The following is an 18,333-nucleotide window of genomic DNA, read 5'->3' on the forward strand; positions in this document are numbered from 1 at the left end:
GCGACCTTCCAATGTCAATCTGGCATTCTTATGGCTGTTCATCCGGTGGGATCCCTCTGTGACTCTGAAGCGTGTTAACTCCAGTTTCCCAGACCCATTCGGGTGAACAACCTATTGAGACATCACAGCTAGCTCCTTTCTACGATCTGGTTTGTGTGCGCGCCTATGGCGATACAGGGCTGGCGCTTTTCATCGGCGACGAGGACACGTTCGACGCCGTGGGTCTGCATTCCTGGGAAGCCTTTTGCAAGGACTGCGGCTTTGCCCTCAAGGAGACGCTGATGGAATTGAAGGCCATGGCCAACGCCCTTCTCCCGGCCTGGGACAAGGTTCGCACGCGCGTCGCCCAGCAGAACAAGCCCACAGACGCCGAACGCGCCGTGTTGGAAAAGATGACCGAGGTGTTCAAACTGCACCAGGGTCATGTGATGTCGATGCTGGGAGACGTGTGATGACCGACAGTAACTTCGCATTCCAGCAACCCGACTGGCCTGCCCTGCTGCTGGAGGCCCGCCGTGCCGAGGCAGCCGCGCATGCCGGCCCGCGCACTGCATGCTTCTACGCCCGCCGCACGCTGGAGCTTGCCGTGGCCTGGCTGTACCAGGCCGAGGGGGGCCGGGGCGGTTGCCCGCCCATGCCCTACAAGGCAGATCTGTCGGCCCTTTTGTTCGAACCCAGCTTTCAGCAACTGGTAGCCCCATCCGTCCCCACAAGATGGATGTGATCCGCCGCCTGGGCAACCAGGCAGTGCACCAAGCCAGGCCGGTGCCGCAGCAAGACGCACTGGCCGCGCTGCGCGAACTGTTCCACGTGGCCTTCTGGCTGGCGCAGCACTATGCGCGCCGAGTGGCCGACCGGCCCGCTGCGGGGCTGCAGTTTCGCGCTGACCGGTTGCCCCGGCCTGCCGCTATCGATTTGGCCGCTGAGCAAGCCGCCAGCCGGGCCGAGGGCGTTTTCGATCCGCAAAACGTGGAGCAACTGTTCTACGCACTGGAAGAGCCACCTTGCGCGAAGACCCCGTCCAGGGTGCCGCCGACCTGCTGGGCCCGCTGAACGAAGCCGCCACCTTGCTCGCGAACATCGATGCGCCCGTGATCGCCAAGGTGCACGGCGTGGCGGCGGGCGCGGGCATGAGCCTGATGCTGCTGGCCGACTTCATCCTCGCCGCCGAGGGCACGCGCTTCAACCTGGCGTACATCAACCTGGGGGCCTGCTGCGACGTGGGCGCCTCGTGGTCGCTGCCGCGCCAGGTGGGCCTTCGCAGGGCGCTCGAAATCGCGCTGCTGGGCGACACGCTCACCAGTGCCGACACCGAGCGCCTGGGCCTGGTCAACCGGGTGGTGCCCTCCGATCAGCTCGATGCCGCCGTCAGCGAACTGGCCGCACGCCTGGCCGCCGGCCCCACCGTGGCGCTGGGCCACATGCGCCGGCTGATGCGCGCCTCTTTCGACCGCGAACTGCCCGAGCAGTTGGCCGCCGAAGCCCGCGCCTTCGACGACTGCGCCCGCACGGCCGATCTGCCTGCGGGCATCGCCGCTTTCTACGCCAAGGAAAAGCCACGCTTCGAGGGCCGCTGAATCCGGCGAACCGCCAATCACCGGCACGCCCGGGCTGACACCCGCGCGGCATCCGCCAGCGGCCCGCACGCCTACCATTCAGCCCGTGCGCGGCGCGCGCGCCCGCCGGCCGCTTGCCCCGCCTTCACCGCTGTCTGCCATCCCTTTCGTCCATTCGCCCATCCGTCCATTCCTTGAGGAGACCCTTGCCATGAACCACCGCGACGTCTTCATCGTCAGCACCGCCCGCACCGCCATCGGCACCTTCGGCGGCACGCTCAAGGACGTGCCCAACAGCCAGCTGGCCACCACCGTCACGCGCGCCGCCATCGAACGCAGCGGCCTCGCGCCCGACACGGTGGGCCACATGGTCATGGGCAACGTCATCCCCACCGACACCAAGGACGCCTACCTGGCCCGCGTGGCCGCCATCGATGCGGGCTGCCCCATCGAGACGCCGGCCTTCAACGTGAACCGCCTGTGCGGCTCGGGCCTGCAGGCCATCGTTTCGGCGGCGCAGGCCATCATGCTGGGCGACTGCGACGTGGCCATCGGCGGCGGCAGCGAATCCATGAGCCGCGGCCCCTACTTCGACACCGCCGCGCGCTACGGCCAGCGCATGGGCGATGCCAAGAGCATCGACTACATGCTGGGCATCCTTCACGACCCCTGGCAGAAGATGCACATGGGCATCACCGCCGAGAACGTGGCCGAGCGCTACCGCATCAGCCGCGACATGCAGGACGAACTGGCCGCCGCCAGCCAACACCGCGCCGCCGCGGCCATCGCCGCCGGGTACTTCAAGGAACAGATCGTTCCCGTGGAGATCGCCACGCGCAAGGGCACCGTGCTGTTCGACACCGACGAGCACGTGCGCGGCAACACCACGCTCGAAGTGCTGGCCGGCATGAAGCCCGCGTTCAAGAAAGACGGCGGCAGCGTCACCGCCGGCAATGCCTCGGGCATCAACGACGGTGCCGCCGCCGTGGTGCTGGTGGGCGGCGACCGCGTCGCGGCCCTGGGTGCCAGGCCGCTCGCGCGCCTCGTCGGCTACGCGCACGCGGGCGTGGACCCGGCCTACATGGGCATCGGCCCGGTGCCTGCCACGCGCCAGGTGCTGCAGCGCACCGGCCTGCAGATCGAGGACATGGACGTCATCGAAGCCAACGAAGCCTTCGCCGCCCAGGCCTGCGCCGTCATCCAGGAACTCGGCCTGGACCCCGCCAAGGTCAACCCCAACGGCTCGGGCATCTCACTGGGCCACCCGGTGGGCGCCACCGGCGCGATCATCACGACCAAGGCCATTGCCGAGCTGCACCGCACGGGCGGGCGCTATGCGCTGGTGACGATGTGCATCGGCGGCGGGCAGGGCATCGCGGCCATCTTCGAGCGGGTTTGAAACGGTTGGAAACAGCCGGGGCAAAAGGCATGCGACCGACTAGGATCGCTGCTTTTGTCTCGCCCACTCGACGATGCCTTACATCTACCAGAATGCCGAAGCCCTGGAGGGAACCAGCAAGGTCGGCAGCAAGCACTGCGTCGCCCTGCTGCAGCACTATGCGCAACTGCCCCACACCAGTTCCTGGAAACCGGGCGAGACCGTCTTCGGCAACGCCAACATCAAGAAGGGCACGGCGATCGCCACCTTCAACGGCAAGGGCCGCTATGGCAGCCTGCCCACGGGCAACCACGCGGCGTTCTTCATCTCGCAGGACCCCGGCGGCATCTGGGTCATGGACCAGTGGCTGAGCGATTCGCAAAAGCCCAAGGTGTCCATGCGCTACATCCGCCCCCAGGTCCAGCGCAAGAACGGGGATTTCGTCGATCCCAGCAACAACGCCGCCGCGTATTCCGTCATCGAGTGACCGACCGAGAAAAGGCCCACATGCGCTCCACCCCCCTTTTGCGCCGCCCTGCAGCCCGAGCGGCGGCGCTGGTTGCCCTCACCGCAGCGCTCTTGTCTGGCGTGTCCGCTCCAGCGACTGCCGCCACGGCATCGCTGGAATGCCCCGCCACCGTGCGCCTCACCTCGCCCCGCGCTGAGGCTGCCGGCCTGCCGGCGGGCACCGAGATCGTGCTCGACCAGAGCCCCCTGCGCCTGACCGGCCACAACGTCTTCGACGGCCCGCCAGCGCAGGGCGCAGCCCTCATGCCGCAGTCGGACAAGCCGGCCAAAGGGGGCAAGGGCCAGGGCGGTTCCACGGCGGTGTGGGCCTTCGAGGGCGACTACCCCCAAGGCAAGTTTCTCGCATGCGACTACGCCGGCGGTGCCGTGCGCGTGGTGCAGCGTGTGGACGATGCAGTGAAGCGCTGTACCGCCCAATCGAGCACCTCCAAGAATCCGGCCACGCTGCAGACACGGTTCCAGTGCGATTGAGCCGCGCCTGACAGCGCGCGGCGGATGGCCTCGGCTCAGGGCGCCTACCGCCCCGGCCATGGTCACTGCCACCATGCGTTTGCTACGTTTTTAATAGCAAACCAGGCAATCAATCCGCCGGCGTGGCGTATTTTTTATTTGTAGAACGCTTCCACCGCGCCCTTGAGCGTAATCATCAGCGGCCGGCCCTTGCGGTCCACCGTCTTGCCGGCAGGCACCTTCACCCAGCCGCCGCTCACACAGTATTCCTCCACGTCGAACCGCTCCTTGCCATTGAAGCGGATGCCGATGTCGTGCTCGAACACGGCCGCGACATGGTGCGGGCTGCGCGGGTCGATGGAGAGGTGGTCAGGCAGGGCGGGGCGTTGGGATGCGTCGGTCATAAGGTTATTGGGAACCTCTCAAAATCTCCGAATTTGCAAGTTCGAGCGCCGTAACTCTTTGATTGATAAGGGTTTCAATTGGCTGGGATCGGGGTTTTGAGAGGTTTCCTATTGATTGAATTCAAGTTTCGAAAGGTTTTTTATATATTTAAAAACTAGTCATCATGCTGGTTCACCTAAATAATTTAAATCACTGCCTATAACGCCCTTGCCATGAAAGAAGATCGCATATGGTAATCGCCTCTTCAGAAATCTGGAAAGATTTGGTTCAGCTTGCCTCGAATGTCGATACGGTGGGATTCAGGCAATTGGGTCAAAAAATCGAGTACACGCCGAATACGGATTTGGTCAAAGACCTGGGCCTGACCGGTGACGATGCCTTTCAATTCATGGAGGCCTTCGCTTTGAAATTCAACGTGGACAAGGGCGATTATCGGTCATCGGACTACTTCGGCTCGGAAGGTTTGTGGCTGCTTTCCATGTTCAAGAAACCTGCGCCAACGCTGCCCATCACACTGGGCATGCTTCTCGTGGCAGCGCGCGAGGGAACCTGGGACACGCAGCGGCTACGGCAGGCGCATGAAAGACAGCAATATGATTGAATTCATCATGCAGACCGTCAGCAAATAACCCCGATTTTACTTTTACCCGATTTCAAGTCGATTCCTACGTAGCAGATGTATTGCGCCGATCTTTTTTTATAACAGACCAAATCATTGTTCTTGCGCATTCTTTCACCAGCTTCCGATGGGCACGCATTGGGAAGATCGCTACCCATCTGATCGAATATCTCCTTGGCCGCTTGTTTCTCTATTTTGATGGAAATGCTGGAGCCGGATTTTTCAGCAGGCCGGGGGTCGCTCAGTTCTCCTGAATACAATCCATACCCCGCATCCAGTGGCTTGTAATCAAACCGCCAATCACTTTCTTGAGAAAAACATTTTGCCGAGGCCAGGAGAAAAATAAAACAGCCAAGCACTTTCCCAATGATTATTTTCATTGATCAAAATCCCGTTTAATTTTTCACATCGATTACCGCAGCATCGCATACCCCACCCCGATCGCCGCCGCCAGACCCACCGCATCCGCCACCAGCGCACACGCCAGCGCATGGCGCGCGTGCCTAATGCCCACGCTGCCGAAATACACCGCCAGCACGTAGAAGGTCGTTTCCGTTGATCCCTGCACGATGGCGGCCAGGCGGCCGGCGAAGGAATCCACACCGTGGGTCTGCATGACGTCGATCATCAAGCCCCGCGCACCCGCGCCGGAAAGCACCTTCATCAGCCCCACGGGCAAGGCCGGCAGGAAATCGGTGTTCCAGCCCATGGCGGCCACGCCCGCCCCGATGGCGCCCAGCAGCGCGTCCATGCAGCCGGCCGCGCGGAACACGCCGATGGCCGCGAGGATGGAGATGAGGTAGGGCACGATCTGCACCGCAACGCCGAAGCCTTCCTTGGCGCCTTCGATGAAGGCGTCGTACACGTTGATTCGCCGCACGGCGCCGGCCACGACGAAGAGCATGACCACGCCCAGGATGACGGCCGCCCCCGTGGTGCCGGCCACGCTCGCGGCCTGCTCGGCCGGCAGCCGGGCCAGCGCCGTCACCGCCGCTGCCAGCAGCCCGGCCACGGTCAGCACGGGCAGCAGAAAACGCCAGCGCCACAAGGGCAGGCGCTGGCACACGGCCACGGCCAGCACGCCCGCCAATAGCGAGGCGAAGGTGACGAGCAGCGTCGGCAGGAAGATGTCCGCCGCGTTGAAGCCCGCGCCCAGCCCCTGCTTGAGGGCCAGGCTCTGGCGAATGGCGATGACCGAAGTGGGAATGAGCGTAAGGCCCGCGGTGTTCAGCACCACGAACATGATCTGCGCGTTGCTGGCGGTGCCGGGCGGGCCGGTGTTGAGCGCCTGCAATTCGCGCATGGCGGTGAGGCCCAGGGGCGTGGCGGCGTTGTCCAGGCCCAGCAGGTTGGCCGAGAGGTTCATCGTCATCGCGCCCTGTGCGGGGTGGCCGTCCGGCACGCCGGGAAACAGCCGCCGCAGCAGCGGAGAGGCCGCCCGGGCGAGCAGTTCGATCATGCCGGCGCGTTCGCCCACGCGCAGCAGTCCCAGCCAGAGCGCCATCACGCCCGCCAGGCCCAGCGAGATCTCGAAGCCCGAACGCGCGGCATCGAAGAGCGCCGCCAGCAGGGCCTGGAAGATGCCGTCCGCACCCAGCACCCATCGCACGACCGCCGTGGCGAAGGCCACGGTGAAGAACCCGATCCAGACCCAGTTGAGCGCCATGGACGGGAATGGTAGCCGCAGGGGGCGCTACAAAAATCCGATCCAGCGCCCGGCCAGCACGGCGCCCAGCCACAGCGTGAGCGACACCGCGGCCTGCGCGCGCACGAGGCCGCCGGCTTGCCCCTCGCGCAGCGCGCGGCCCCAGTGGCCGCTGGCGTGCAGCGCCAGCGCGTTACCCAGCGCCAGGGCGATGACGCCGACCTTCACCACGAAGGCCGGGTTGGCCAGATAGTCCACCGGGCGGGTGGCGAAGAGCCACAGCCCGGTGGCCAGGGCCAGCGTGAGCCCGGCCGCCGCCGCGCGCGACAGGAACGGGCCGAGCAGCGCGAGCGGAATGCGGCGGCCGACGATTCCCAGAAGGCGCAGGTCCAGCAGCAACGCCGCACCCACGCCCAGGCCCAGCGCGGCGATGTGCGAGGCATTGACCACCAGGTAGGCCGTGCCGGAACGCCGCAGCCAGGCGGCCGGTGCCGACGCGGCCAGGGTGTCCAGCAGGGGCGAGAGCCAGGCGAGATCCACGCGCTTTCAGTTTTTGGGTTTCTGAATGCGCTCGGGGTACAGGTCGTAGGTCTTGCCGCCCACCTTGATCTGCACGGCCTTCATGCGCAACTGGGAGGCGTCCCGGTCGCGGTTGCCGGTGGCAGTGATGGCATCGCCCGGCTTGGCGGACGCTTCGCTGAAACCCGATCGCTCGGTTTGCGACGGATTGCCCAGTTCCACGCGCCAGACGGCGCCCTCGGCGGTTTTCACCTCCAGTGTCGGATGGGGCGGCGCCATCTGCACGCGCTGCACCGTGCCGGCGAGTTCGGACTGGGCTTCTTCCGCCCAGGACCAGCCGTGGTGCGCCTGCGCGGGGCCCGCGAACAGGGCGGCAACGGCGATGGCGCCGCTGCTGACAACGGAACGGGTGATGACGGTCATGGGATACCTCCAGGCAACGTTGTTTTCACGGGATGGCGCGATGCGCAGAGCCTGCGCGCCGCGCCCATGGGCGGCAGCCATCCTGCACGCAGCGGGGCCTGTCGCCAAACGAAGGCCCTACGGCCATGCGGGTTCGCGCGCCGGCACGCCGATGGTTCCGCCGATGGTTCAGAACGGCGCGTCGTCGTCCTCGGCTCCGTCGGCCGCCACGGCTGCGGAGCTGCCGGAGGGCGCGGAAGCGGAGGCGTCGGCCACCGGTGCCGCAGGGGGCGTGCCACCCAGTTCGGTGCGGCCTTCGCCACCCAGCGCTTCGATCAGATCGGGAATCAGCTTCGCCAATTCGCCCGTGGCGATGGCCACATCGGTGTCGAAGCCGCCATCGTCCGCCTTGGTGCCCTCGAACACGGTATCGAGGAACGAAATCTTGCGCACTTGCAGGCCCTCGCTCAGTACGAACGAGACACGGTCGTCCCAGGTCATCGCGAGCTTGGTGGGCAGCTTGCCGGCGGCGATGTGCTCGCGCACTTCGTCGATGTCCAGCGGATGGCGGGCATAGCGCACCACGGCCTTGGCCTCGTCGGCGCTCTTCAATTCGCACTCGCGGTCCACGCTGAAGCCGACGGGCGGCTCCTGGGTGCTGAGCCAGTGCGACATGGCGGCCTGGGGCGAGGTCTGCGTATCGAGCAGCGCCACCGACAGACCGGGAAGCGCCTCGACCAGCAGGGTGACGACCTCGTCGGCCCGGCCCTGGCTGCTGGTGTCCAGCACGAGCCAGTGGGCCTGCGGGTCGATCCATACCCACATCGACCCCTGCTTGGTGAAAGCCATGGGCAGCAGGTCGAGCTTGGCTTCTTCCTTCAGCTCCTTGGATTCCTTCTTGCCGGGCTTGCGGCCGGTTTCCTGCTCGATGCGCGCGGCCTTTTCCTTGACCTTGCGGTTGAGTACCGAGCCTGGAAGCATCTTGGACTCGACCATGAAGCGCAGCACCCATTGCCCGCCCACGGATTCGGCCATCAGGCCATGCGCATCGCCGCGCGGGGGCACCCAGCCCAGCGATTTTTCCTGCGAGGCGCCGCACTCCACGAACGGCGTCTTGGCCAGCGCCTCTTCGACCTGCGACAGGTCCACCTGCCACTGCGGCGCGATGCGGTACACGATCATGTTCTTGAACACGGAAATCCTTCAGCTCTGACGTTCATTCATTGGCAACCCTTCGCCGCAAGCCGCGCAGGCGGCGCGGTGCAGCGGGGTCGCCATTGTCGGCGGTGCCGTCGGCGGCGCGGTCGGCCCATCCATCGCCGCACGGCAGGGCCGATAGGGCATTTTTCTGTCTTGCTATGTTTTCAATAGCTGTCCGCGCCATCGATACGGCGGTGGCGGCCGATTCGATGCCCAAAGCACCCTGCCCGGTCAACCAACCCTTGTCACAACTTTACACAGCCACATGAACCCCTCACGCCGGCGATACACGGCGGGAAGAGACTAGCCATCAACCGCTGCAACGGGCGTTGCGGCGGACCCACTCGCCCCCTGGGGCAAGAAAGGAATCACCATGGCTATCTTCTTCCAACGACGCATCGCCGGCGCTGCAGCCGCCACCGCCCTGCTGGCTGCCCTGGCCGCACCTGCCTTTGCACAAACCCCAGCACCTTCCGCACCGCCTGCGGCCGGCCAGTCGCAAGAGGGCCCGCGCCACCGCATGCCCAGCCCCGAACAACGCCAAGCCCGCATGGAGCAACGCGCCAATGCCCTGCAGCAGAAACTGCAGCTCACAGCGGCCCAGCAACCCGCCTGGGAAACCTTCAAGGCGGCGATGCAACCGGCCGAACGCGGCGCGCGCCTGGACCCCAAGGGCCTGGACCAGCTGACGACCCCTGAGCGCATCGACCGCATGCGCGCCATGCGTGCCCAGCACAGCGCCGAGGCCGACCGCCGCGGTGAAGCCACCAAGGCCTTCTACGCCGCGCTGACCCCGGCGCAGCAAAAGACCTTCGACGAGGAAAGCCGCCGCATGCACCGCCACCACCCCGGCATGGGCGGTCCCAAGGACGGCGAACCCGGCAAGCATGGCCGCCACGGCGGACCGCGCGGCAAGCGTCCGGCCACGCCGCCCGTGCCTGCTCCAGCGACTCAGTAAGCGGCCGGTTTCCGGGGAGGTTTATGCACAGTCTCGGAATCCCTGCATACCCCCCGGTCAGATCCCGACCGGCCAGTACGGTTGAGGCGACTGCCTACAACGCACCCCCCGATGGGCGGCATACAGTGGGTTACACACTTTGTGCAACTCCACAGTATTTCCATCGAGGGAATTTCCATGCCGATCACACACCTCCTGCGTTCCCGCGCCCTGCTGCACGGGAACGCTTTTTTTGTGGCGCTGGCCTGTGCCGCCGGCGCAGGCGCCGTCCAGGCCGAGCCTTCGGGCACCAGCCCTTCCGTCTACGTGCAAGGCGGCTGGGCCCGCCACCAGACCAACAGCGCCACCGTCGGCGTGACCCTGCCGTGGGACTGGCAAAGTTCCTTCTGGGGCAATGAAGTCCGGGGCTACTGGGACATCTATGCCAGCCGATGGTCGTTCAACGGCGTCGACGGTTCGAGCGACAGCACGCTGATCGGCTTCACCCCCACCTTCCGCATGCGCCCAGACAACGGCCGCGCCAACTGGTTCTGGGAAGGCGGCGTGGGCATCACGTATGCGGACACCAAGTACCACATCACCGACAAGGAGTTCAGCACACGCTACAACTTCGCCTCCCACCTGGGCCTGGGCTACAGCCTGGGCGCGCAGCGCCAGCACGAGATCGTGGTGCGGGTACAGCACTTGTCCAACGCCGGCATCAAGAAGCCCAACCCGGGCGAGAACTTCGTGCAGCTGCGCTACGCGTACCACTTCTGAGGGTTTGAGCGCTTGCCTGCCGCCAGCCATCTGCCGGCGCATGCACAGGAAATACCAAGGCCCTTCGGGGCCTTTTTTCATGGGCGTTCCGGACCTCTGCAGAGCAGGCGCGGGCCGCTTCCCGGCGTTCGATCAGGCATTGTGGATAAGCCTGGGGACATCAAAAGCACAACCCATGGGTTATCCACAGCGAAACCCGAAGTGCCGAAGTTGTTGTCGCCCGGCGTGGCGGTTCACCGGGCCCGCGCCACAGGGTTTGCCGGCACCCAAGTGCTTGGCAGCATTGAGGAAATGTCCCTTGTCCACAGAAAAGGGGCTGCTCTACTACTACTGCTATGTATTGATAGAACCATTAATGGGATAACCAGGAACAACCGCGCCCCGCGTTTTGTTGCGCTGTGGCGTGGTGGAATCGCCCGGCCGCAGGGCCACCGTTTCCGAACGGCGTGTTCAGCTTCGAGGCCACGGGCTGCCCTGCCGCTGGCCTCGGGCGTTCAGTTGCGCAAGTACGGCCCGCAGGCGTTCGGTGCGGCGCCCACCTGGTTAACCCCGTCCAGCGCATCGATCAGCCCTGACCGGGATGCCGCCGCCGGCGTCGTCCGCGACCCGTTCGCACCCATGCTGCTGGCAGCGGCCATGCCCGTGGGCGCCTCGCCCATTCCCACCCTGAGCGAATGGGGCCTGGTGCTGATGTCGCTGCTGGCGGCCGCCTTCGGCATGCGGTCCCTGCGGCGCAAGAACAGCCAGGCTATTGGCTATTGAATCAAAAAGGGGATTGCTAAATTGGTATTTCAATGTTGCTATCCCACAGCCGTTGGCTCAGGATGCAGCCGGTCTGTGGCCGTAGTTCAGTTGCGAATTTACGCCCCCAGATGAACAGCAGCGAGTGCAAGAGCGCCGTAGCGCTCTTGCTGTACGCATGTGTCTTCCTTCTCAGCCTGGCCAGGTAACACCTGAGCTTGTTGTTCATGCTCTCGATGTGATGCGTATGCGCCTTGCCCACCGTGTGCTGCCCCTTCGGCACGATCGCTCGGTAGGGCTTGTGATGGTCGGTGCAGTACTGGATGTGCGCAGCCTGCTGCAACTGCTGGCCCAGCACCCGCGCCGTGCACGTACCCCGGTCACCCAACGCCCAAGCCACGATCCGGTGCGTACTGCGCTCTATCGCCCACCACAGCCAGATGGGTTTTTTTTGAACCCGCGTAGCTCCACATCTCGTCCATCTCGACGATCTGCTGGTGCCCAGATACTGGCGGCTGCACCGCCTTGCCCTCTACCTCCTTGCGCACCCAGCCCAGCACGGAGTTGTGACTCACGCCGATCACCCGCTCTATCGCCCGTGCAGACATGCCCTGTGCATACAGCGCCAGCGCTTTTTCTCGCGTCTCTGTGTCGATTGCCCAGTGGTTCTTCTCGCCAAACGTGCGCCCGCAAGCCTTGCACATCCATCTTTGGTGACCATGGCGGCTGATGCCGAATTTGCGAACCTCTTGGCTTTGGCAGTGTGTGCATTGCAGTGTCATGTTCCGAAGCATCTCTCTTTTGCAGCAGGCACGCAAGACTTCTTTAGCAATCCCTCAAAAAGCCCTACAGCGCATATGGTACTAGGGCATATAGCTATCAATTCAATAGCATTCGCTCTGCTCCCGCATCGGCGCTGTCGTTGGCGGCACCCGCCCCGCCTGGGGTGGCTGAAGGACAAGTCTGGGGATAGTTCTGGCACAACCGGGCACTTGTCCACAGCCTGGCGCCCTTCGCGGGTTTTGTCCCCGTTGGAGCGACAGCGGGAGCAGGGCTCGGCGCACAGGGTTGGCGCCGCAGCAAGTGCCTTGATGCGCAACGGAAAAAAGGGGTTATCCACAAAAAGGGCCGTTGCTTACTACTACGACTATGGATTGATAAAGACATTAAGGGAAAGACAGGAAAACAGCCGCCGCCCGGGAAGGCGCTGAGGGCGGTCGATGGAGGAGGTGCGCGCAGCAGACAGCGCAGGAGACCGCCAGGTCTTCGGCAAGGGGGAGCCCACGCCCGGACGCGCATCGGGCCTCTGGGGCATCGTCAGGGGCTTCGTGGCCCTATCGGGATCGGCGGGACCGGAGGAGTGAAACGGGGTAGCAATGAAACAGGGGTCGGTGCGGCAGCAGCCGCCGCCGCAGGTCAGACCGGCGCTTGCCGCAGGAACCGTTCGAGCACGTCCGCTGGCAGCGGCCGGCTGAAAAAGTAGCCCTGGTAGAGCTGGCAGCCGGCCTGCGCCAGGCGGTTGCGCTGGGCGCTGGTTTCGACACCTTCGGCGATCACGTCCAGGCCCAGGCTGCGCGACAGCGCGATGATGGTGTCCACGATGGCCGCGTCGTTGGGATCGCTGAGCAGGTCGCGCACGAAGCTCTGGTCGATCTTGAGCTGGTCCAGCGGCATGCGCTTGAGGTAGCTCAGGGAGGAATAGCCTGTGCCGAAGTCGTCCAGCGAGAAACCCACGCCGTGGGCGCGCAGCGCCGACATGGTGGCGATGGTCGTTTCCATGTCTTCCACGAAGAGGCTTTCGGTCAGCTCCAGCTTGAGCTGGTCGGCCGGCGCCCCGGTGAACACCAGCGCGCGGACCACGTCGTCCACGAAACCGGCGTGGTGGAACTGGCGCGAGCTCACGTTCACCGCCATGGTGAGGTGCGACAGCGAAGGCTCGTCCTGCCAGCTGGCCAGCAAGGTGCAGGCGGTGTGCAGCACCCAGCGGCCCAGGGCCAGCACCATGCCGGTTTCCTCGGCCAGCGGAATGAAGTCGCCCGGCGGCACCATGCCCCGCTTGGCATGGGGCCAGCGCACCAGGGCTTCCACCCCGACCACGCGGTTCAGCGTGTCCACCTGGGGCTGGTAGTGCAGCAGGAACTCTTCCTTGGCGAGCGCGGCGCGCAGATCGTCTTCCAGCGCTGCCCGGGCCGTGACCACGGCCTGCATGCCCGGGTCGAAAAACCGCAGGGTGTTGCGCCCGGCGGTCTTGGCCTGGTACATGGCCAGGTCCGCCTGCTTGAGCAGTTCGCCCACGGTGGACTGGCCGTCGGTGAACGGAGCGACACCGATGCTGGGCGTGCTGCGGTACTGGTAGCCTTCCAGCGCATAGGGGGCGCTGAGCACCGAAAGGATCTTCTCGCCCACCACCCGCGCGCTCAGGGCCAGTTCGTCGGGCCGGGGGCTGAGCGCCTCGATCATCACCACGAACTCGTCGCCGCCCAGCCGGGCCACGGTATCGACCGTGCGCACGCAGGTATTCAGGCGCTGCGCCACCTGCTGCAGCAGCAGGTCGCCCTTGTCGTGGCCGAGCGTGTCGTTCAGCGTCTTGAAGTTGTCCAGGTCGATGAACAGCAGCGCCCCGCCCTGGTGGCGGCGCTGGGCCGTGGCCAGCGCCTGGTGCATGCGGTCCATGAGCAGCATGCGGTTGGGCAGGCCGGTGAGCGAGTCGAAGAACGCCAGGCGCTGGATTTCGCGCTCGGTGGCCTTGCGGTGCCCGATGTCGGTGTGGATGGCCAGGATGGATTCGGCCTGGCCGCTTTCGTCGCGCACCAGGGTCCATCGGCCTTCCACGTCGATCGCATGCCCGTCCTGGTGGAACTGCACGATCTCGCCCGTCCACTCGCCCTGCTCCAGCGTCGTCTCGGTGGCGCGCAGGAATTCGGTGGCGTTCTGGTAGAGCAGCATGTCGATGGTGCGGCCCAGCACCTGTTCCTGCGACCAGCCGTACATGCGTTCGGCGCCCTGGTTCCAGAAGGTGATGCGGTGCTCCAGGTCGCGCACGATGATCGCGTCGCGGGCCTTGTCCAGCAGCGATGCCTGGCGCCGGATGTGGGCGTCGGAGGCCTGGCGGGCGATCTCGGCCGTGGCACGGGCCGCGAAGATGCGCAGCGTCGATGAGACCAGTGCAGGCCGCTCCAGCGGCTCGCGGAAGATCACGAAGATCAGCCCGATCGGCCGCCCCTCGGCGTCACGCAGTTGCTGGCCCACATAGCTCTCGGCCCCGAGCGCCGCGATGGGCGAGCGCGGGTACAGCTGCGAGACCCCGGAGGTGACGACGTATTCCGCTTGCGTCGCGAGCCGCAGGCTGGGCGTGCCTTCGAGCGAATATTCGGCATTGGGCTGGACGACGCCGTCCTGCACGCGCGAGAGCGTGACCGCACGCAGCGGCTGTCCTTCCACGGGCGGCAGCAGCCGGGTCACGCAGCTTGCCTGGGCCCCCAGGGCATCGGCCATGTTGCTGGCCAGCTGCTTGAAAAATTCGGTGCCGGTGCTGGCCGGAATGGCAGCGGCTGCCTTGAGCACCACGCTTTGCAGGCGCTGCTGGTCCTGGCGGGTGCGCAGGCTCTCGATGCCGAAGGCGAGGTCGTTGGCCAGTTGCTGCAGCAGCTCGGTTTCTTCGGCGCCGATCTCCAGCACTTCGGGCGGATAGAGGTACAGCAGGCCGAAAGAGCGCTCGGCATTGCGCAGCGGCAGGCTGATCAACGAGTAGAGGCCCTGGCGCAGCATGCGCTCGGTCCAGATGGCAAACATCGGGTCGAGCCGGATGTCGCGCGCGATCACCGGGCGGCCGCTGCGCACCGCCAGTCCGGCCGGGCCCTGGCCGCCCGGCTGGTCGGCCGACCAGCTCAACTGCATTCTTTCGACATAGCGCTCGCTGTCGTGCCCGCTCCAGGCCACGGGTTCGATGCTCTGGCGCGCATCGTCGCGCACCATGCCGACCCAGGCCATCCGGTAACCGCCCACCTCGGTGGCGATACGGCACACCTCGCGCAGCAGGTCGGCCTCGGACGTCGCGCGCACCAGGGATTCGTTGCAGGCGGCCAGCATGCGCTGGATGCTGCCCACGCGCGCCAGTTCCCGCTCCACGCGCATGCGCTGGGTAACGTCGGTGGCCAGCACCTGCCGCGCCGGCACGCCGTTGAATTCGATGCCGCCGGCATACACCTCGGTGTCGATCACCGTGCCGTCCTTCTTGCGGTGACGGCGGTGCACCCCGTCGCTGTGGGCATCGGGGGCCATGCTGCGCGCCTGTTCGGCGCGCGCTTCCCGTTCTTCCTCGGGCCAGAGGGCGGGCGTGGTCATGCACAGCAGCTCGGCCTCGCTGTACCCGTAGTAGCGCACCATGGCGCGGTTGACGGCAAGGATGCGCAGCGTGCGCAGCTCGTACACCCACATGGGCTGGGGATGCGCATCGAACAGAAGGCGGTATTGCTGCTCGGAGGCATGCAGCTGCGAGGCATAGCGCCGCAGCTGCACCACGGCGCCCAGCGATTCGGCCAGGATCTGCACGTGCGCCACATGGCGCTGCGAGAACGAACCGAGCGGGTCGCCGTTCACCTTGAGCATGCCCACCACCGCATCGCCCGCGCGCACCGGCGCCGCGATGAAGGCGACCGGCCCCGGCTCGAAGATCGCGAGCGATGCCGTGGCCTGTGGCACGGCCGGCTGGCTGCACACGGTTTCTCCGGCATCGATGCGCAGCCACAGCTCGTAGCCTTCGATGGCGCGCACGTCGTTCACCGGAACCGCCCGCGCACCGATACTGGCCTGCACGCGGGCCTGGTCGCCCTCGCGCATCACCACCATGGCGCCGCCCGCATCGGCCAGTTCCATGGCGGTGCGTGCCACCAGCTGCAGCACCTCGTCCATGGACAGTTCTAGCGACGAGATCTTCTGCTGCACGCGCACCAGTTCGGCGTGGGTGCGGGCCTCGTCCTTGGCCCGCAGCGCGCTGTCCTTTTGCGCGCTGATGTCGGTCATGCCGCCCACCATGCGGATGGCGCGGCCCTCGGCGTTGCGGATCACGAAGCCGCGGTCCTGCACCCAGGCGTAGCTGCCGTCGTAGCGGCGAAAACGGTATTCCTCGGCCCAGTGCTTGGCCGAGCCTTCGATGGCCGCGTGGATGCTCTCCAGCACCGCATCGCTGTCCTCGGGGTGAAGGCGCAGGGTCCAGGAAGTGCTGTCGTGCGGCAGCGTCTGCATGGGCACGCCGAACAGCGTCTGCATGCCCTCGTTCCACCACATGGAGTCGTCGTGCAGGTTCCAGTCCCAGATCGCGTCGGCCGTGGCGCGGGCCACCAGGTTGAAGCGCTCGTCGCTGGCGGCGCGCTCGGTGGCCATGCGTGCCTGGTTGCGCTGGCTGCGGCGCAGCTCCAGCAGGGCCACCGCCTGCCCGGCCACCGCGCGCAGCGATTCGAGCTGGGGCGGCTGCAGCGTGCCGGGTTCGGTGGACATCACCACCACGGCGCCCAGCACCCATTTTTCGGCCGTCACCAGCGGCATGCAGACGATGGAACGCGCCCGGGGATCGGCAATGACCAGCGGATGGCGGCGCAGCGAGGCATGCGCATGCGTGTCCGGCACCTGCACCACCCGGCCGTCCACTGCCAGGCCGCACAGCGGATGCGCCGAATCCAGCGCCTTCAGTTCGACGCCGGTGCTGGCCTTGAACCATTCGCGGCCCTGGTCGATGAAGCCGATCGCCGCCATGGGCATTCCGCAAAGGCGTGCCGCCAGCCGCGCCAGTTGATCGAAGGCCTCTTCCGCCGGGGTGTCCAGGACAGCGCAGGAACGCAGCGCTTCCAGGCGTTTTCCCACGGGAGCGGCCTTCAGCGTCATGCCCAAGAGGCCTGCAGCCCGGGAAGCGGCCGGTGGCATGGATCGGTTGGCGGCAACACCTGCATGGACATTCGGGGTCGAAGGCTTCAGCGAAATTGAATACAAATCGTAACGGGCAATGCTACACCGGCAACGCGGCAGCCGGTGTTGCTTCCTGGCCTATCGCCGGGTCTATCTATCTCATGGCGCGCCGGGCCTGCACGGCCTGCGCCAGGCCCTGCAGCACCGGCACCGTCTGCGCCAGGCTGATGCAGGCATCGGTCACGGACACCCCGTGCGCCAGGGGTTGGCCGGCCACGATGTCCTGCCGGCCTTCCTGCAGATGGCTTTCGACCATCACGCCCATGATGCGCAGGTCGCCTGCCGCAACCTGCCCGGCCACGTCGGCGGCCACATCGATCTGCCGGCTGTGCTGCTTGCTGCTGTTGGCATGCGAGACATCCACCATCACCTGCGCGCGCAGGCCCGCCGCCTGGAGCAACTGGCAGGCGGCTTCCACCGAAGGGGCTGCGTAGTTGGGCTGCTTGCCTCCGCGCAGGATCACGTGGCAGTCGTTGTTGCCCCGCGTCTCGAAGATCGCGGACTGGCCCATCTTGGTCATGCCCATGAAGGCGTGCGGGGCCTTTGCCGCCAGGATGGCGTCGCTGGCCACCTTCACGCCGCCGTCGGTGCCGTTCTTGAAGCCCACCGGGCACGACAGGCCGCTGGCCAGCTGCCGGTGGCTCTGGCTTTCGGTCGTGCGCGCGCCGATGGCGCCCCAGCTCACCAGGTCGCTGATGAACTGCGGGCTGAGCAGGTCGAGAAATTCCGTGCCGACCGGCAGGCCCAGGGCCAGCACGTCCAGCAGCAGCGCGCGCGCCATCTCCAGCCCCTCGTTGATGGCAAAGCTGCCATCCAGGTGCGGGTCGTTGATGTAACCCTTCCAGCCCACGGTGGTGCGGGGCTTTTCGAAATACACGCGCATGACCACGAGCAGATCCTGCGCGAACGCATCGGCGTGCGCCTTGAGCTGGCGGGCGTATTCCATGGCCTGGCCATGGTCGTGGATCGAACAGGGCCCGACCACCACGACCAGCCGGTCGTCCTGCCCGTGCAGCACGCGCGAGATCGCCGCGCGGCTGGTCTCGACCAGCTGCAGCGCGGCAGGGGGCGTGGGCAGCCATTCCTGCAGCAGCGCGGGCGTGATCAGCGGGCGCACGGCCTTGATGCGCGTGTCGTCGATGCGCGTCGTGTCGTGGGTGGAAAGCGGGGTGGCCGTGCGGTGCACGTGGGGGGTTGCGGTGGTCGTCATGG

The 18,333-nt window shown here is 66.0% G+C and carries 21 protein-coding genes and 1 pseudogene; 11 read left to right on the forward strand and 11 right to left on the reverse strand.

The features are described 5' to 3' along the window. The first annotated feature begins 155 nt into the window (after positions 1-155). From AVHM3334_RS11890 to AVHM3334_RS11920, 7 genes and pseudogenes are all read left to right on the forward strand, one after another. Entirely contained in the window at positions 156-452 is a 297-nt protein-coding gene (locus AVHM3334_RS11890; protein ID WP_284412530.1) for a hypothetical protein, read from the forward strand. Next, complete coding sequence (locus AVHM3334_RS11895; protein WP_284412531.1) at positions 452-724, forward strand: DUF4145 domain-containing protein; 273 nt, start codon at positions 452-454, stop codon at positions 722-724. The genes AVHM3334_RS11890 and AVHM3334_RS11895 overlap by 1 nt, the downstream gene beginning before the upstream one ends. Next, positions 715-1,053, forward strand: a complete 339-nt coding sequence (locus AVHM3334_RS11900; protein ID WP_284412532.1) for a hypothetical protein — start codon at positions 715-717, stop codon at positions 1,051-1,053. The genes AVHM3334_RS11895 and AVHM3334_RS11900 overlap by 10 nt, the downstream gene beginning before the upstream one ends. Continuing rightward, a pseudogene (locus AVHM3334_RS11905) lies at positions 1,002-1,577 on the forward strand (enoyl-CoA hydratase/isomerase family protein); the annotation flags it as partial. The gene AVHM3334_RS11900 and the pseudogene AVHM3334_RS11905, both read left to right, overlap by 52 nt. 190 nt (positions 1,578-1,767) lie before the next feature. Further along, positions 1,768-2,955 (forward strand): acetyl-CoA C-acyltransferase family protein, encoded by a 1,188-nt coding sequence (locus tag AVHM3334_RS11910; RefSeq protein ID WP_284412533.1) that lies wholly within the window; start codon positions 1,768-1,770, stop codon positions 2,953-2,955. A 73-nt stretch (positions 2,956-3,028) separates the two neighbouring features. Further along, on the forward strand, positions 3,029-3,421 hold the full coding sequence (locus AVHM3334_RS11915; protein WP_284412534.1) for a BPSL0067 family protein: 393 nt from the start codon (positions 3,029-3,031) through the stop codon (positions 3,419-3,421). 20 nt (positions 3,422-3,441) lie between these two features. Beyond that, positions 3,442-3,933, forward strand: a complete 492-nt coding sequence (locus AVHM3334_RS11920; protein WP_284412535.1) for an STY0301 family protein — start codon at positions 3,442-3,444, stop codon at positions 3,931-3,933. A gap of 134 nt (positions 3,934-4,067) precedes the next feature. Here AVHM3334_RS11920 and AVHM3334_RS11925 read toward each other — a convergent pair whose 3' ends face one another. Continuing rightward, positions 4,068-4,316, reverse strand: a complete 249-nt coding sequence (locus tag AVHM3334_RS11925; protein ID WP_284412537.1) for a DUF3297 family protein — start codon at positions 4,314-4,316, stop codon at positions 4,068-4,070. A gap of 230 nt (positions 4,317-4,546) precedes the next feature. On the opposite strand from AVHM3334_RS11925, the gene AVHM3334_RS11930 reads away from it, so the two are divergent. After that, positions 4,547-4,918 (forward strand): DUF1493 family protein, encoded by a 372-nt coding sequence (locus tag AVHM3334_RS11930; protein ID WP_284412540.1) that lies wholly within the window; start codon positions 4,547-4,549, stop codon positions 4,916-4,918. 17 nt (positions 4,919-4,935) lie between these two features. Here AVHM3334_RS11930 and AVHM3334_RS11935 read toward each other — a convergent pair whose 3' ends face one another. From AVHM3334_RS11935 to AVHM3334_RS11960, 6 genes are all read right to left on the reverse strand, one after another. After that, positions 4,936-5,316 (reverse strand): hypothetical protein, encoded by a 381-nt coding sequence (locus AVHM3334_RS11935; RefSeq protein WP_284412542.1) that lies wholly within the window; start codon positions 5,314-5,316, stop codon positions 4,936-4,938. 32 nt (positions 5,317-5,348) lie between these two features. Beyond that, a complete protein-coding gene (locus tag AVHM3334_RS11940; RefSeq protein ID WP_284412544.1) occupies positions 5,349-6,602 on the reverse strand; it encodes a spore maturation protein in 1,254 nt (417 codons plus the stop codon). A gap of 27 nt (positions 6,603-6,629) precedes the next feature. Then, positions 6,630-7,121, reverse strand: coding sequence for a DUF2214 domain-containing protein (locus AVHM3334_RS11945; RefSeq protein WP_284412545.1), 492 nt, complete (start codon positions 7,119-7,121; stop codon positions 6,630-6,632). A 6-nt stretch (positions 7,122-7,127) separates the two neighbouring features. Continuing rightward, positions 7,128-7,523 carry a DUF6152 family protein gene (locus tag AVHM3334_RS11950; RefSeq protein WP_284412547.1) on the reverse strand — a complete coding sequence of 132 codons (396 nt, stop codon included), beginning with the start codon at positions 7,521-7,523 and terminating at the stop codon, positions 7,128-7,130. A 168-nt stretch (positions 7,524-7,691) separates the two neighbouring features. Next, complete coding sequence (locus tag AVHM3334_RS11955) at positions 7,692-8,696, reverse strand: recombination-associated protein RdgC (RefSeq protein ID WP_284412549.1); 1,005 nt, start codon at positions 8,694-8,696, stop codon at positions 7,692-7,694. 22 nt (positions 8,697-8,718) lie between these two features. Further along, positions 8,719-8,919, reverse strand: a complete 201-nt coding sequence (locus tag AVHM3334_RS11960; protein ID WP_284412551.1) for a hypothetical protein — start codon at positions 8,917-8,919, stop codon at positions 8,719-8,721. 156 nt (positions 8,920-9,075) lie between these two features. Between AVHM3334_RS11960 and AVHM3334_RS11965 the strand changes: the two genes are divergently transcribed. The 3 genes from AVHM3334_RS11965 to AVHM3334_RS11975 all read left to right on the forward strand — a co-directional run bounded on the left by AVHM3334_RS11965 (position 9,076) and on the right by AVHM3334_RS11975 (position 11,181). After that, positions 9,076-9,660, forward strand: coding sequence for a Spy/CpxP family protein refolding chaperone (locus tag AVHM3334_RS11965; RefSeq protein ID WP_284412553.1), 585 nt, complete (start codon positions 9,076-9,078; stop codon positions 9,658-9,660). Positions 9,661-9,837: 177 nt separating this feature from the next. Then, on the forward strand, positions 9,838-10,419 hold the full coding sequence (locus tag AVHM3334_RS11970) for an acyloxyacyl hydrolase (protein ID WP_284412555.1): 582 nt from the start codon (positions 9,838-9,840) through the stop codon (positions 10,417-10,419). A gap of 498 nt (positions 10,420-10,917) precedes the next feature. Then, positions 10,918-11,181, forward strand: coding sequence for an IPTL-CTERM sorting domain-containing protein (locus AVHM3334_RS11975; RefSeq protein ID WP_284412557.1), 264 nt, complete (start codon positions 10,918-10,920; stop codon positions 11,179-11,181). 16 nt (positions 11,182-11,197) lie between these two features. Here AVHM3334_RS11975 and AVHM3334_RS23910 read toward each other — a convergent pair whose 3' ends face one another. The 4 genes from AVHM3334_RS23910 to AVHM3334_RS11990 all read right to left on the reverse strand — a co-directional run bounded on the left by AVHM3334_RS23910 (position 11,198) and on the right by AVHM3334_RS11990 (position 18,331). Further along, entirely contained in the window at positions 11,198-11,602 is a 405-nt protein-coding gene (locus tag AVHM3334_RS23910) for an IS1 family transposase (protein WP_349816620.1), read from the reverse strand. Then, entirely contained in the window at positions 11,541-11,942 is a 402-nt protein-coding gene (locus tag AVHM3334_RS11980) for an IS1 family transposase (protein WP_284412559.1), read from the reverse strand. Before AVHM3334_RS11980 ends, AVHM3334_RS23910 begins: the two co-directional genes overlap by 62 nt. A gap of 634 nt (positions 11,943-12,576) precedes the next feature. Continuing rightward, entirely contained in the window at positions 12,577-17,019 is a 4,443-nt protein-coding gene (locus tag AVHM3334_RS11985; RefSeq protein WP_284412560.1) for an EAL domain-containing protein, read from the reverse strand. A gap of 196 nt (positions 17,020-17,215) precedes the next feature. Further along, positions 17,216-18,331, reverse strand: coding sequence for a 3-deoxy-7-phosphoheptulonate synthase (locus AVHM3334_RS11990; protein WP_284412563.1), 1,116 nt, complete (start codon positions 18,329-18,331; stop codon positions 17,216-17,218). Between the last annotated feature and the right edge of the window lie 2 nt (positions 18,332-18,333).

The sequence above is a fragment of the Acidovorax sp. SUPP3334 genome, from assembly GCF_030159055.1.
In the GTDB taxonomy this organism is placed as follows: Bacteria; Pseudomonadota; Gammaproteobacteria; order Burkholderiales; family Burkholderiaceae_C; genus Paracidovorax.